This is a genomic window from Cysteiniphilum sp. GTC20157, from assembly GCF_055396795.1.
Map to the genome: position 1 here is coordinate 2154725 of NZ_AP044698.1, position 15422 is coordinate 2170146.

12 protein-coding genes, 2 tRNA genes and 3 rRNA genes are annotated in these 15422 nt (G+C 41.7%); 3 read left to right on the forward strand and 14 right to left on the reverse strand.

Annotated features, from left to right (window positions below; translation table 11 throughout):
* The first annotated feature begins 265 nt into the window (after positions 1–265).
* The 3 genes from ACZ5V8_RS09740 to ACZ5V8_RS09750 all read left to right on the forward strand — a co-directional run bounded on the left by ACZ5V8_RS09740 (position 266) and on the right by ACZ5V8_RS09750 (position 1167).
* A complete protein-coding gene (locus tag ACZ5V8_RS09740) occupies positions 266–598 on the forward strand; it encodes a type II toxin-antitoxin system RelE/ParE family toxin (RefSeq protein WP_440617665.1) in 333 nt (110 codons plus the stop codon).
* On the forward strand, positions 595–882 hold the full coding sequence (gene nadS, locus ACZ5V8_RS09745) for a NadS family protein (protein ID WP_440617664.1): 288 nt from the start codon (positions 595–597) through the stop codon (positions 880–882). Before ACZ5V8_RS09740 ends, nadS begins: the two co-directional genes overlap by 4 nt.
* 66 nt (positions 883–948) lie before the next feature.
* A complete protein-coding gene (locus ACZ5V8_RS09750) occupies positions 949–1167 on the forward strand; it encodes a hypothetical protein (RefSeq protein WP_440617663.1) in 219 nt (72 codons plus the stop codon).
* A gap of 267 nt (positions 1168–1434) precedes the next feature.
* Here the strand turns inward: ACZ5V8_RS09750 and ACZ5V8_RS09755 are convergent, their stop codons facing one another.
* From ACZ5V8_RS09755 to ACZ5V8_RS09820, 14 genes are all read right to left on the reverse strand, one after another.
* Positions 1435–2859, reverse strand: a complete 1425-nt coding sequence (locus ACZ5V8_RS09755; RefSeq protein ID WP_440617662.1) for an SLC13 family permease — start codon at positions 2857–2859, stop codon at positions 1435–1437.
* A 145-nt stretch (positions 2860–3004) separates the two neighbouring features.
* Positions 3005–3787 carry a hypothetical protein gene (locus tag ACZ5V8_RS09760; RefSeq protein WP_464217630.1) on the reverse strand — a complete coding sequence of 261 codons (783 nt, stop codon included), beginning with the start codon at positions 3785–3787 and terminating at the stop codon, positions 3005–3007.
* Positions 3788–3812: 25 nt separating this feature from the next.
* Positions 3813–4427 carry a guanylate kinase gene (gene gmk / locus ACZ5V8_RS09765; protein WP_464217631.1) on the reverse strand — a complete coding sequence of 205 codons (615 nt, stop codon included), beginning with the start codon at positions 4425–4427 and terminating at the stop codon, positions 3813–3815.
* Positions 4408–5298 (reverse strand): UTP--glucose-1-phosphate uridylyltransferase GalU, encoded by an 891-nt coding sequence (gene galU, locus ACZ5V8_RS09770; RefSeq protein WP_464217632.1) that lies wholly within the window; start codon positions 5296–5298, stop codon positions 4408–4410. Before galU ends, gmk begins: the two co-directional genes overlap by 20 nt.
* 16 nt (positions 5299–5314) lie before the next feature.
* Positions 5315–6058 (reverse strand): lysophospholipid acyltransferase family protein, encoded by a 744-nt coding sequence (locus ACZ5V8_RS09775; protein WP_464217633.1) that lies wholly within the window; start codon positions 6056–6058, stop codon positions 5315–5317.
* Positions 6055–6609 (reverse strand): D-glycero-beta-D-manno-heptose 1,7-bisphosphate 7-phosphatase, encoded by a 555-nt coding sequence (gene gmhB, locus ACZ5V8_RS09780; protein ID WP_464217634.1) that lies wholly within the window; start codon positions 6607–6609, stop codon positions 6055–6057. The genes ACZ5V8_RS09775 and gmhB overlap by 4 nt, the downstream gene beginning before the upstream one ends.
* Before the next feature lie 11 nt (positions 6610–6620).
* Positions 6621–6944, reverse strand: coding sequence for a ferredoxin FdxA (gene fdxA, locus ACZ5V8_RS09785; RefSeq protein WP_440617904.1), 324 nt, complete (start codon positions 6942–6944; stop codon positions 6621–6623).
* Between the two features lie 78 nt (positions 6945–7022).
* The gene (locus ACZ5V8_RS09790; protein ID WP_464217635.1) at positions 7023–7856 is read right to left on the reverse strand and encodes a hypothetical protein; all 834 of its coding nucleotides are present in this window, start codon (positions 7854–7856) and stop codon (positions 7023–7025) included.
* 8 nt (positions 7857–7864) lie between these two features.
* On the reverse strand, positions 7865–8662 hold the full coding sequence (gene map, locus ACZ5V8_RS09795; protein WP_464217636.1) for a type I methionyl aminopeptidase: 798 nt from the start codon (positions 8660–8662) through the stop codon (positions 7865–7867).
* Between the two features lie 615 nt (positions 8663–9277).
* Positions 9278–9392 (reverse strand): 5S ribosomal RNA (rrf, locus tag ACZ5V8_RS09800).
* Between the two features lie 46 nt (positions 9393–9438).
* A 23S ribosomal RNA gene (locus ACZ5V8_RS09805) occupies positions 9439–12920 on the reverse strand.
* 165 nt (positions 12921–13085) lie between these two features.
* Positions 13086–13161: transfer RNA gene (locus tag ACZ5V8_RS09810), tRNA-Ala, on the reverse strand.
* 135 nt (positions 13162–13296) lie between these two features.
* A tRNA-Ile gene (locus ACZ5V8_RS09815) sits at positions 13297–13373 on the reverse strand.
* Positions 13374–13577: 204 nt separating this feature from the next.
* A 16S ribosomal RNA gene (locus tag ACZ5V8_RS09820) occupies positions 13578–15290 on the reverse strand.
* The 16S, 23S and 5S rRNA genes sit together here with 2 tRNA genes alongside, the layout of an rRNA operon.
* Positions 15291–15422: the final 132 nt, after the last annotated feature.

The following is a 15422-nucleotide window of genomic DNA, read 5'->3' on the forward strand; positions in this document are numbered from 1 at the left end:
ATCAATATCGGTAGCATCATTCTATTGCTGATTGTAGCGTCAATTGCGCACTGATTTGATATGATTTGATATACCCTAATATTGATCATCTGCAGCGGGTTTGATTAAGGTGATCTACCCCTTGCATTATTCACCCTCCCTCGATGGTATACAACAAGGATAAGCGTTAAATCGTGTTAGGTTTGTGCTGATTTATAACTTTTGATTTGACAAATACGCCTTAGGCGTATATAGTTATTCTCATAGAAATATAGGTAATGTTGCAATGATTACAGTTGTTGAACTTCCAAGCTACATAAAAAAAGCAAATGTATGTCTTACAACAGATAATCAAAAATCACTTGTAGACTACCTAGCCGTTTACCCTGAAGCAGGTGCAATTATGGAGGGAACAGGCGGCATTCGTAAACTAAGATGGGCAACAGAAAATAGCGGCAAAAGTGGCGGCGTACGTGTTATTTACTATTATTACAATGAAAGCATACCGTTATATTTAATTGCGATGTTCAAAAAAAGCGAAAAGGCAAATTTAACTAAAGCTGAGAGAAACGACTTAGCTGCCATGGTTGAACTACTGAAAAAAGGGGCTAGAAAATGAGTGCATTTCAAGAAATAAAACAAGGGGTACAAGAAGCAATTGACCATCAAAAAGGCTTATCTATTAATACAAAAGAGCATCATTTTGATGATGTTGATGTAAAAAACATCCGCGAATCACTGCACCTATCTCAACATGATTTTGCAGCAAAGTTTTGTTTAAATTTAAAATCAGTGCAGAACTGGGAGCAAAAAAGGAAAAAACCCTCAGGTGCAACATTAGTTCTGCTTAAAGTTATTGCTAGCAATCCATCAGCTGTTATAAATGCTTTACATACACGATGAAGTGCTTAGACAACCTGATTGGCGAACCCGAAACCATTGCGAATATTTTGCTTGCATTACGTAAATATGACGAAATTACGCAAGCTGACTTTGCAAAAAATAGGTATTTCAACACAGCAGCTATGCGACATTGAACACGGGAGACGCCCTGTGACAGTTCAGCTTGCTGTGCGCTTTGCTAAAGCATTGGCCATGAGTCAAAAGACTTTTGTGAAACTAGCGCTGCAAGATATGCTTAAACGTGAAGGTTTGCATTATAAAATTAATTTAGATGGCACAGCCTAATGCTTATTCTCTTCTTTTAACTGCCATACCACTGAATAAGTATCGTAATTTTGTTTAAAACTATCACCAATGTTTACTACCTCAAGCTTTTTTGACGTAAAACAAAGATATCGCACATAGCTTAATTCAAATCCTAACTTATCTGCAATATCAAACTCTTTCCTCTCGGTTGTATGTTCTTTTGATAAATTGTCACCTAATAGGGTGCGTCAATCTTAATTTGTATTGGTGTTTTAATATCAATTTGACCATTAAATATAAATTAAGCTAGAATGCACCTAGAAGCGGCCAATAGAGCACCATTGCTAGCGTAATAACAATAATACCAGCTAATTTAAGTGCTACACCCCATGCCATTGCCTGATGAATCTTGACATGATCTGACTGGACGACTAGCGCCATTGCTGGCGTGCTCACTGGTAGCATAAATGTCAAACCTGCACTTGTCGCAATGGCAATAGTCACCACACGTGGATCGATACCATACTCTACAGCCAAAGCTAAGCCAATCGGTAAAAGAACAGCTACTGAAGCCGCATTGCTCATAATCTCAGTTAATATCGCTGCCAATACCACAAGCAAAATAAGAATAACTAAAGGTGACACAATGCCTAAACGCATCATCATTTGCACCATCTCTGCTGCCGCCCCTGTATTACGTAGAGCAACACTTAAAGCAATCGCACTACCATACATCAAGACGATACCCCACTGCACATCTTTTTCAACTTCTTTCCAATTGGTAATACGTAGACTAAACGCGATAATAACGCCCAAAAAAGCAATCCAATCTAAGCCCCATGCCGTGCCATAACATACCCATAATAAAATCGTAAACAAGACCACAATAAGTGTTAAAATCTCACGCTTGGTAATTTTGCCAATTTGCTTTTTATGCGCCATTAATTTCTCACGTGCCAATTGAATATTAGCGCCCGTATTATGTGCCGCAATCAAGACACAAACACTTGCTAATGCTAGCATAATAAGTACAATCGGGATCACCCAAATACTCCATTGAATAAAACCAATGTGACTAGCATGAACAAGCTTTGCATTATTAGCAAAGGTATCCTGCAAGATTCCCAAGGCTAATGGCGCACGCGCCCCACCTAGCAAAGTTGCAGTCCCACCAATCATCGCACCCCATGCCATTGCCATATAGGCAGCAAAGGCAAAGCGACTTTTCTTTCTTACATTTGCAGCCGTTACAATTTCAAGCACAATAGGCAATAGCATGGCCGCTACCGCATGCTCACTAATAAAAAATGCCATCATACTTGCTAGCACAAAAATCGACATACACAATCTTTTTGAACCTGTACCGAACTTAGCAATAATGGTAATTGCAAAGCGTTTGCTTAGACCTGAGCGCATCACTGGACTTGCTAGAATAAAGGCACCTAATACGAAAAAAATTGCTGAGTTACCAAAGTAACTATACACATCTTGTGAAAAGATATCACCTGACATCGGTAACAAAAACAATACAATAATGCCTGTCACTGCTAGCGGGAAGATATTACTAATCCATAAAAAAGCAGCCACACAAAACACAGCAAACGCATGTTTTCCAGCTTCATTAAAATGCCCAACTGGCAGATAAAGTGCCACAAAATAAATCACAACAGCAGCTAAAATACACAAGAAAATGCTTGGGATCGTGGGCAATTCCATTTCTTTTTGATGCATAATTTGGTACTCATAAACCACTGTCTATAAACAGTAGTTAAGCAAATGAATTTTTTCCAGCGCTTTTAATAATTTTATAATTGACATCATCGTAGGGGCGTATCGCATACGCCCTTTTACAACCATCTATCTAGATCCTTACCTATCAAAAGATAAATTTCATCATTAAGCCTGTATCCACCGTATTATTCTCCGGTTCGTACCATCCTTTTCTAGTTGCACCATCCGCTGTTTCGGAAGTCTGAATTTTCCAATATTTAATATACGGTCCAACAAGCCACGCCCAATTTCCTTGATCACGCCCAATAAGCAGATAACCATTAGCCCCCCAACCTTCACGTTGTTGGTTGGTGACGCCTCCATCAATACCAGAGTATTGTATCCCATGAATCAACCCATCAAACTCAAGACGTGATTGAATAATCATTTTATTCTTATGCCATGAGATATCGGCACCTACTGGGATATAGAAATAACTTGAAATGCGTAAATATCCCGCTGAGTTATTACTTGAATCATTATTCAGATAGCGATAGCCCAAACCGATATAAGGGGTGAGTTTCAATCCTGATTTTTGCCAAGAAAAAACATAACCTACTTTTGGTGAAATACCCAAGATATAGCTATTATCATTATCCATTTGGAATGGTCTACCATCAAGTAAGCTGCCGTCATACTTACCATTGACGAAGCCTAGCTGTCCATCAACAATCAAAGTTACTTTATTGCGATCAATATACTGATAACTACCACCCAAACCGAAGCTTGGACCTTTAATACTCATGAGTCCTGGCTCACGATAACTATAGTATCCTGCCATGGGTGAGATAGAAAATAAAGAACAACCTACTTTATCAATACCACAGGTCGCATTGGCATTTATCGTTGTTAATAAAATCGCTGAAAACCCCGCTATACTTTTTAGCATAGGTACTCTCCTTAAATAAATAAACTTACAAAACGTAGTCTAGATGAGATTTTAACTTTTGCACACGAAAACATGCCCACAAATCAGCTAATGCTTCGTTAAAGTTATCATTAATAATGACATAGTCATATTCATTGGCATGTGACGCTTCATGTTGCGCATCTTGCATGCGCCTTGCAATGACTTGTTGTGAATCTTGGGCGCGTTTAACTAATCGCTCATGCAAAGCATCCAAGCTTGGCGGCAATATAAAAATACTGACACAGTTATTTTTATAGATTTCTCTGGCTTGCCTTGCACCTTGCCAATCAATCTCTAAGATTACATCTAAGCCTTTTTGTGTTAATGCATTAACAGATGCTTTGGACGTCCCATAATAATGATCAAACACCTTAGCATATTCAACAAAGTCATCTTGAATGATCATTTTTTCAAATACTTCATGACTAACAAAATGATAATGCTGCCCATTGACTTCTTGTGGACGTGGCGCACGCGTTGTGTGTGATACGCTAACCGCAACATCATCATACTTCTCAAGAAACGCTCCTAAGAGTGATGTTTTGCCTGCACCTGAAGGGGCAGAAACAATATAAACCGTACCTAGCTTATCCATTATATTAATTGTCCAATAGTTCATTCACAGCATTTGCACCAAGCGTCGACTGCACATGTTCCATAAACTTTTTACCCAATAACTTATCACGAGTAGCTAACTCGAAGTTGGCAATTAAAAATCCAAGTTTATCACCACAATCGTAACGCGTACCCTCAAAGTTATGCGCCACAAGTCGTTGCGTCTCAATCAATTTTGCAATCGCATCGGTCAATTGAATCTCACCACCTGCACCTTTGGGAATTGTTTCAAGATAATCAAAAATCTCGCTAGGCAATATATATCGACCAACAACAGCATTAGTTGACGGCGCTTTCTCAGGTGAAGGCTTTTCAACAATCGCTTCAATGCTCTGATCTGCGCGTGTTTTGACGATCCCATAAGAGCCTGTATCTTTCTTTGGTACATTTTGTACCGCAATCACACCGCACTTTTGATAATAATATTGATTCATCATTTGCGATAAAGCGCCCTTGCCATCAACATTATCAATTAAATCATCAGCCAACAAGACAGCAAAAGGCTCATTACCAATCAGTGGCTTAGCACATAAAACAGCATGCCCCAAGCCTAGCGCTTCTTTTTGTCTGACATAGGCACAATTAACACCGACAGGCAAAATATTGCGCACTGTTTCCAATAACTCAAGTTTGCCTTTTTGCTCAAGGTTATATTCTAGCTCAAAGTTTTTATCAAAATGATCTTCTATCGCACGTTTATGCGTGCTTGTCACAAAGATAAGTTCTTTAATACCGGCTTCAATCGCTTCTTCAACTGCATATTGAATCAAGGGTTTATCAACAACTGTTAACATTTCCTTCGGTGAAGCTTTAGTTGCTGGTAAGAAACGTGTACCTAATCCTGCAACTGGAAATACCGCTTTTGTAATCTTCATTTATTTACTCCTATGTTTAACCACCAATGGCTTTAACTTTATCATTAATCCATTGATAGCAATATTCATTGAGCTCATCAACGCCCAACTCACTTGGTGATACAGCCTGCCCAAAAGACAGTGTCACTATACCCGGCTTGATCAAACCCGCCTTATTTGGCCAAAACTTACCTGAATTATGCGCTACAGGAATCACCATAGCACCACTTGATTTGGCTAATGTAATTGCCGTTTTATGGAACTTAGGATATTGCCCAATCGGTACGCGTGTGCCTTCTGGGAAAATCACAATACTTAAACCTGATCTTAAGCGCTCTTTACCCATTTGCAATACTTTCTTAAAAGACTTTAGGCTTTGTTTGCGATCAATCGGAATACTATCAACCGCTTTTAAACCTTGCCCAAATACAGGGATCCTTAAAAGCTCTTCTTTTAACACAAAACACACATTATTTAACAATCCATGAAATACAACCGTCTCCCATGAGGACTGGTGTTTGCAAACATAAACACACGGCTCTTTTAAAAGGTTATCACGACCTTCTGTTCTAACGCGTAACCATAAGAAAATAACTAAGCCCCAACGTGTCAATATTGACCAAACTTTTGCCGGAATTAAACGTATACCTATCGGCAAACTTAATATGCCTAGAATCACTGTCAACGTCGCTAAAACGATGGTCAATATTGAAACATAAACCACAAAAACGATTTGTCTTAGCCACAATATACTATACCATAAACCTTTTATTAGATTCATATCACAGCCTCCACAAACTGCTGTAAATTATCAAACACCATTACATCCTTTAGTTCATTTTGATGTTTTGCTAACGTTCTTAAGCCCTTACCAGTTTTAACCAAGATTGGTGTGCAATTCGCTTTTCTTGCCGCTTGGATATCTTTAAAACTATCACCGACAAAAAAAACCATAGGACTTAGTGCAATATTAAGTTTCAAACTGATCTCATCAAGCATTCCAGTCTTTGGCTTGCGACAGATACAATCCAAATCCGGCGTATGCGGGCAATAGGCAATATGCTTAATGGCATCTTTATCTTCAGCCAATAAGCAATATAACTTGTCATGCATAGCCATCAGCATCTCAAGATCGAAAAGACCTCGCCCAATACCTGATTGATTAGTTGCTATCGCCACAGGGATATTTTTTGCTTTAAGCTGAACAATCGCCTCAATACTTCCAGCAATAGGCTGCCACTCATCCGCTGATTTTATATAATTATCCGAGTCTTCATTAATAACGCCATCACGATCAAGAATAACAAGCTTTGGTACTACTTTTTTTATCATAAAAACATAGATTACTTAATAAGATACTGACGCTTGTCTTTAACTTCACGCCATTGATCTGCATCCTCAGGCGGATCACATTTCTCCGTAATATTATCCCATTCTTGTGACAATTCACGATTAAGCTCAACAAACTCTAACTGATCTTCTGGCAACTCGTCCTCTGAATAAATCGCATTAACAGGACATTCTGGTTCACATAACGCACAATCGATACATTCGTCAGGGTTAATTACTAGCATATTTTCACCTTCGTAAAAACAATCAACCGGACAAACCTCAACACAGTCACCAAGTTTACATTTAATACAACTTTCTGTTACCACAAATGGCATATACTCACACCTTTTTAGCTTCTTAAAAACGATGATATTTTAACACTTACCCAAGGTTTTAAAAGTTTTAATTAACACTCAAGCTTGCAACTTCTGCAAGACATAGGCAAGCTCTTTTGAAATCACAAAATTATTACGCACTAATAAATTAATCGTTTTCTCCTCAAATTGATCTAAGAACCAAAGTTTAGTGGTAAAGTCATACACCGCATTGGCACGCAAATAAATACTATTTATACCCTTTTGAAACTCTCGCTCCAGTTTATGCTTTGGTGGCATTTTTACAACAATACTTTGTTTTTGCACATCATATGCTGCACAACAATCTACTTTTAAAAGTGTCATTTGCGTTTGGTAATCTCTCATTTGCGCCGGTCGTTGTTGCTGAGTTTCTTCAGTAACACGATGATTTTTTAATACTTGCGCCTTTTGCAATTGTTGTTGCAACATATAGTTTTGTTCTTTTAGCAATGTTTGCTCTTGCATCAACTGCTCAAATCTTGCTTTATAACCATAATAGCTCACCTCAAGATGATCATTCTTTTGCCGTAATTTTTTTATTTCATGCTCATATTTATGTACTTTAGCTTTAACCTCTTGATCAATATAATCTTGTAATTTTTCCTTAAGATTGATGGCAACCTCTTTATGCTCACGCAAGGCACAAGATAATAACACCTGATCAATTACAGAACCCAAACCTTGAACCGTTTTTTCAGGAGATTGAACAGTTTCTTCCTTAGCAGCCTTTTGCGCTTTTGCGGCATCTTCTTTATATAAAAGTACTTTATCTGCGATATCAAAAAAAGAATAATGCTTATCAAGCAATTTACGCACTTTGGCAATCGTGATTTCTTGACCATCACGTTTTAACATATAACAAGCTTCATTGACTTGATATTGACTTAGCATACATTGCCCTAAATCATTTCGTCATGACGTTTTGTCAATATTTCAACACCATTTTCAGTGACTGCTAACGTATGCTCCCATTGCGCTGATAAGCTTTTATCTTTAGTGACCGCAGTCCAGCCATCACGCAACACAGTCACTTGCTTTTTACCGGCGTTAATCATCGGTTCAATCGTAAATGTCATGCCTGCTTGTAAAACAGTTTGCAAACTCTTATGCTCATGTGTTTGTTTTGAAACATAATGTAAAACTTGAGGCTCTTCATGAAAACCTTGACCAATACCATGACCGCAGAACATTTCAACCACAGAGAAGTTGTGTGACTTGGCATGCTTTTCAATTGCTTGCGCAATATCATGCAAACGATTACCTGGTTTAACCTGCTCAATTCCTTTGACTAGACATTCATAAGTCACATCTGTTAATCGTTGTGCGAGTATTGATGCTTTATCTCTGCCACCAACAAAAAACATTTTACTCGTATCACCATGAAACCCATCTTTAATCACTGTCACATCAATGTTGACAATATCACCCTTTTTTAGTTTTTTATTCGATGGAATCCCGTGGCATACCACATGGTTAATTGAAATACAAACTGACTTTGGGAATCCGCGGTAATTCAAACATGCTGGGATGGCTTCTTGCTTATCAACAATATAATCATGGCATATTTTGTCAAGCTCTTCTGTTGTTACACCGGGCACAACATGTGATTCAATCATCTCTAGTACTTCAGCAGCTAAACGTCCTGCTACACGCATTTTCTCAATTTGTTCAGGCGTTTTTAAAATTATATTAGTCATGAATTAAGTTACACTATCTTTAACATAGTAAGCACCGTATTGTACATGTATTGGTTGTTGTATTTCAATCTAAAGCAAAAAACTAGCATTAATTTTATTATCTTTGGCGAATAGATGTGTTTTGAAAAGCTCAGGATCCACAAAGCAAAAAGGCACCGTTAGGTGCCTTTTGATATTGTATTATTAGTTGATTTTGCGATGTCCCATCGTCTTTCAATGTCGAATAATTTGGCGGTGTCCTACTTAACTTCAGGAGTCCTGCCTTACGCCATTTCATGGTCAATGTCATGCTTCCATCGATCAAATTTGTTCCCAACAAATTTGTCACATAGCAATGGTGAGACGGAAAACCAAATAGTGCCAACTATTTGCCGTCGAACGCCACTTGCCACGGACCTGCAAGTGGCCGATTTGAAAAAATACAGGAAGTATTTTTGATAAATACACTATCATCGGCGTTATTCAGTTTCACTTCGTCAGTTCGGAATGGTGAAGCGGGAATACAAATAGCACCGCTATTTGCCGCTGAACGCCATTTGCTACGGATTAGCTAATGGCTGGCTTTGATAAAAATACAAGGAAGTATTTTTGAAAAGCTCAGGTGGAATATAATATGCTTGGCAATGTCTTACTTTCACATGGCGAATGCCACACTATCATCAGCGCTAAATCGTTTCACTTCTGAGTTCGGAATGGAGTCAGGTGGAGCCGATTTGCTATCGTCGCCAAGCAACTTGTAGGTTCTCTAAAAACCTTTAACAATCTATCATAGAGTAATAACCAAGTCTCTCGGGCAATTAGTACTGGTTAGCTTCATACATTACTGCACTTCTACAGCCAGCCTATCAACGTCGTAGTCTTCAACAACCCTTCAGATCAGAGAACAGATGACTGAAGACTGATGACAGATAATCGAATCGCTTCGCGATGATCTAATTTAAATATTAAAACCATCAAGCTTGCTTGATCCATATTCTGTCTTCTGTCCTCTGTGTTCTGTCCTCCAATAGGGAGATCTCATCTTGAGGCTGGCTTCCCGCTTAGATGCTTTCAGCGGTTATCCATTCCGAACGTAGCTACTGGGCAATGCCTCTGGCGAGACAACCCAAACACCAGCGGTTCGTTCATCCCGGTCCTCTCGTACTAGGAACAAACCCTCTCAAATCTCCTACGCCCACGGCAGATAGGGACCGAACTGTCTCACGACGTTCTAAACCCAGCTCGCGTACCACTTTAAATGGCGAACAGCCATACCCTTGGGACCTGCTTCAGCCCCAGGATGTGATGAGCCGACATCGAGGTGCCAAACTCCTCCGTCGATATGAACTCTTGGGAGGAATCAGCCTGTTATCCCCGGAGTACCTTTTATCCGTTGAGCGATGGCCCTTCCATTCAGAACCACCGGATCACTAAGACCTACTTTCGTACCTGATCGAGCCGTCACTCTCTCAGTCAAGCGCACTTTTGCCTTTATACTCTTGGTGCGATTTCCGACCGCACCGAGTGCACCTTCGTACTCCTCCGTTACTCTTTGGGAGGAGACCGCCCCAGTCAAACTACCCACCATACACTGTCCTCGGCTTCCGCCTGAGTTAGAACTCCAAAAATATCAGGGTGGTATTTCAACGTCGACTCCTTCAGAACTAGCGCCCTGAATTCATAGTCTCCCACCTATCCTACACAAATATTTTCAAAGTCCAGTGCAAAGCTATAGTAAAGGTTCACGGGGTCTTTCCGTCTAACCGCGGGTACGCAGCATCTTCACTGCGATTTCAATTTCACTGAGTCCCAGATGGAGACAGTGTGGCCATCGTTACGCCATTCGTGCAGGTCGGAACTTACCCGACAAGGAATTTCGCTACCTTAGGACCGTTATAGTTACGGCCGCCGTTTACCGGGGCTTCGATCCAGAGCTTCTCCTACCACTTAATTACTCTGTCAATTCTTCTCTTAAGCGCTGATATAGCAAAACCCTCATTCGATTCGCTCGCTTTAACTTAGCTTCTCTCAACCTAGCAAGCTTCTCACTTGCATAAGCTTCGTAGTAGACAAGAATCCAATCTCTCGTCTGACTTGTGTATTTACTTCTACCTGACTTATGCGAATCAATTCTCCTTCTTAGGTCTTTACTATAACCCAAGTAAAAATTATCTAACGCTTTTGAATAAATCACGTATACATAATACATATCAAACTCCAAAATAATTAAGTGGTAGGATAACCCCTTCAATTAACCTTCCGGCACCGGGCAGGCGTCACACCCTATACTTCCTCTTTCGAGTTCGCAGAGTGCTGTGTTTTTAGTAAACAGTCGCAGCCACCTGATATCTGCAACCCCTTCAAGCTCCAGATGTTCATCCTTCACCCTAACGGGGCACACCTTCTCCCGAAGTTACGGTGTCATTTTGCCTAGTTCCTTCACCTGGGTTCTCTCATCGCCTTGGTATTCTCTACCCACCCACCTGTGTCGGTTTACAGTACGGTCAATCATAATCTATGCTTAGAAGGTTTTCCTGGAAGCAGAGCATCAATCTCTTCGTGGAGCAAGCTCCACTTCGTCTCACGCCTCAGATCAACATGTATCCGGATTTACCTAAACACACTACCTACACGCTTTCACCCGGACAACCATCCGCCGGGCAGACCTAGCTTTCTCCGTCTCTCCATCGCAATTACAATCGGTACAGGAATATTAACCTGTTTCCCATCGACTACTCCCTTCGGATTCGCCTTAGGAGCCGACTTACCCTACGTTGATTAACATTGCGTAGGAAACCTTGGGTTTTCGGCCAATAAGAATCTCACTTATTTATCGTTACTCATGTCAGCATTCGCACTTCTGATACCTCCAGCAAACTTCTCAATTCACCTTCTTCAGCTTACAGAACGCTCCCCTACCATGGCACCATAGGTGCCATCCGCAGCTTCGGTGTATCGCTTAGCCCCGTTAAATCTTACGCGCAAGCCGACTCGACCAGTGAGCTATTACGCTTTCTTTAAAGGGTGGCTGCTTCTAAGCCAACCTCCTGGCTGTCTATGCCTTCTCACATCGTTTCCCACTTAGCGATAACTTGGGGACCTTAGCTGGCGGTCTGGGCTCTTTCCCTCTCCACGACGGACCTTAGCACCCGCCGTGTGTCTCCTGTGATTCAACTTCGTCGTATTCTAAGTTTGCATCGAGTCGGTAAGGTCGCAAAACCCCCCTAGTCGAAACAGTGCTTTACCCCAACGAGTCATCCACAAGGCACTACCTAAATAGTTTTCGGGGAGAACCAGCTATCTCCGCGCTTGATTAGCCTTTCACTCCGATCCACAACTCATCCCATAATTTTGCAACATTACCGGGTTCGGTCCTCCAGTTGGTGTTACCCAACCTTCAACCTGGTCATGGATAGATCGCGTCGGTTTCGGGTCTACTCCTAGCGACTCATCGCTCTATTAAAACTCGCTTTCGCTACGGATCCCTTATTCAGTTATCCTCGCCACTAAAAGTAACTCGCTGACCCATTATACAAAAGGTACGCCATCACATCTCTTAAAAATGCTCTGACTGCTTGTACGCAAACGGTTTCAGGTTCTATTTCACTCCCCTTATCGGGGTTCTTTTCGCCTTTCCCTCACGGTACTGGTTCACTATCGGTCAGTCAGTAGTATTTAGCCTTGGAGGATGGTCCCCCCATCTTCAAACAGGATTTCACGTGTCCCGCCCTACTTATTCGTATATCTAGTTCCACCTATAAATTTTCGTCTACAGGGCTATCACCTGCTATGGCCATCCTTCCCAGAATGTTCAACTAATCTATACGCTAAAATATACAAGGCTACTCCCCCTTCGCTCGCCGCTACTAAGGGAATCTCGGTTGATTTCTTTTCCTATGGGTACTTAGATGTTTCAGTTCCCCACGTTCGCCTTCAGATGACGGAAAACAGAAGACAGAAGACAGTTGTTGAATCGCTGTGCGATACCTTAAACTTTAAAAATAATTACTTAAATTTAAAATTAAATATCACGTTTCTAAAATCAACTTACTGTTTCCAATCCGCTATTTTCCGCCATCTGAATGATCAGAAGACATAAGGCATAGATAAAACAAAAAACTTCTGTCCTCTGCCCTCTGTCTTCTGATCGGGTTCCCCCATTCAGACATCTCCGGATCAATGTTTATTTGCCAACTCCCCGAAGCTTTTCGCAGGCTATCACGTCTTTCATCGCCTCTGACTGCCAAGGCATCCGCCGTTTGCGCTTATTCTCTTGGTCATTACTCTATAATAAATTGTTAAAGATCTCTGTTTCGGATGACCGAAGACTGTGGACTGATGACAGATAATTCCACGCTCACCGATGATTCAATTTAAACATTAAAACCATCAAGCTTGCTTGATTCAAACTCCGTCTTCTGTCCTCTGTCTTCCGTCATCTGGATGGTGGAGCCAAGCGGGATCGAACCGCTGACCTCCTGCGTGCAAAGCAGGCGCTCTCCCAGCTGAGCTATGGCCCCAATTCAGAGGACAGAGAGCAGATGACAGAGAACAGATCTTTGTATCGCTTCGCGATGATTCTTTAAAATAAAAATCGTGCAGCTCACTGCACTCAAAATTACTGTCTTCTGTCTTCCGTCCTCTGTCTTCTGATATGGTGGGTCTGAGTAGACTTGAACTACCGACCTCACCCTTATCAGGGGTGCGCTCTAACCAGCTGAGCTACAGACCCATGCCTGAAAACAGAAAACTGAGAACAAAGGACAGTATTCGAATCGCTTCGCGATGAATTAATTTAAATATTAACCCTTCAAGCTCGCTTGACTCAATTTCTGTCTTCTGTCTTCTGCCTTCTGTCTTCCGGACTAAAAAACATCAATTGTAAACACTTAAATACTTCTCGCACTTTCTTATATTCTTTGTACTTTCGTACCTTTAAGGAGGTGATCCAGCCGCAGGTTCCCCTACGGCTACCTTGTTACGACTTCACCCCAGTCATGAATCACAAAGTGGTAAACGTCCCCCCTACCACTTTTACCATCTCAACAGCCAACAAACAATCATCAACATATCAAAATAATAAAAGTGGTAGGGTTAGACTATCTACTTCTTTTGCAACCCACTCCCATGGTGTGACGGGCGGTGTGTACAAGACCCGGGAACGTATTCACCGCGGCATTCTGATCCGCGATTACTAGCGATTCCGACTTCATGCTCTCGAGTTGCAGAGAGCAATCCGGACTACGAACACCTTTCTGAGTTTCGCTCCAGCTCGCACCTTCGCCTCCCTCTGTAATGCCCATTGTAGCACGTGTGTAGCCCTGCCCGTAAGGGCCATGATGACTTGACGTCGTCCCCACCTTCCTCCGCCTTATCAGCGGCAGTCTCTCTAGAGTGCCCAACTTAATGATGGCAACTAAAAATAAGGGTTGCGCTCGTTGCGGGACTTAACCCAACATTTCACAACACGAGCTGACGACAGCCATGCAGCACCTGTCTCATAGTTCCCGAAGGCACAAATCCATCTCTGAATTCTTCTATGGATGTCAAGGGCAGGTAAGGTTCTTCGCGTTGCATCGAATTAAACCACATGCTCCACCGCTTGTGCGGGTCCCCGTCAATTCCTTTGAGTTTTAACCTTGCGGCCGTAGTCCCCAGGCGGAGTACTTAACGCGTTAGCTGCGCCACTAAATCTTTTACACCAGATCCAACAGCTAGTACTCATCGTTTACAGCGTGGACTACCAGGGTATCTAATCCTGTTTGCTACCCACGCTTTCGTCCCTCAGTGTCAGTTTAACCCCAGATTGTTGCCTTCGCCATTGATGTTCCTTCCGATCTCTACGCATTTCACCGCTACACCGGAAATTCCCCAATCCTCTAGTAAACTCTAGTTAAACAGTATCAAATGCAGTTCCCAGGTTGAGCCCAGGGCTTTCACATCTGACTTATCTAACCACCTACGAACCCTTTACGCCCAGTAATTCCGATTAACGCTCGCACCCTCCGTATTACCGCGGCTGCTGGCACGGAGTTAGCCGGTGCTTATTCTTTAGGTAACGTCAAATTGTCTAGCTCTTAACCTAACAACCTTCCTCCCTAACTAAAGTGCTTTACAACCCTAAGGCCTTCTTCACACACGTGGTATTGCTGGATCAGGGTTGCCCCCATTGTCCAATATTCCCCACTGCTGCCTCCCGTAGGAGTCTGGGCCGTGTCTCAGTCCCAGTGTGGCTGATCTTCCTCTCAGAACAGCTATGGATCATCGCCTTGGTCAGCCTTTACCCAACCAACTAGCTAATCCAACGCAGGCTCATCGTACAGCGACAGCACATAAGTGCTACCTTTGACCCGAAGGTGTCATGCGGTATTAGCAGTCGTTTCCAACTGTTGTCCCCCACTATACGGCAGATTCCTACGCGTTACTCACCCGTCCGCCACTAGCCAGAAGACAGAGGACTGAAGACGGAGGACAGATCATTTGTATCGCTTTGCGATGATTATTTTAAATTTAAAATAATCGTGCAGCTTGCTGCACTCATAATTACTGCCTTCTGTCTTCTGTATTCTGTCTTCCGAACCCGTTCGACTTGCATGTGTTAAGCATACCACCAGCGTTCAATCTGAGCCAGGATCAAACTCTTCAGTTTAAATCCTTAGATCATTAACTCCAGTCCTAAAACAAGAACTAACAACCCGCAAAAATTCTTGCTCAAAGTATTTAAGTATCTACATTTTATATCTCTTTAAACATCTCTTAAACCTTGCTACCAAGGCATTCT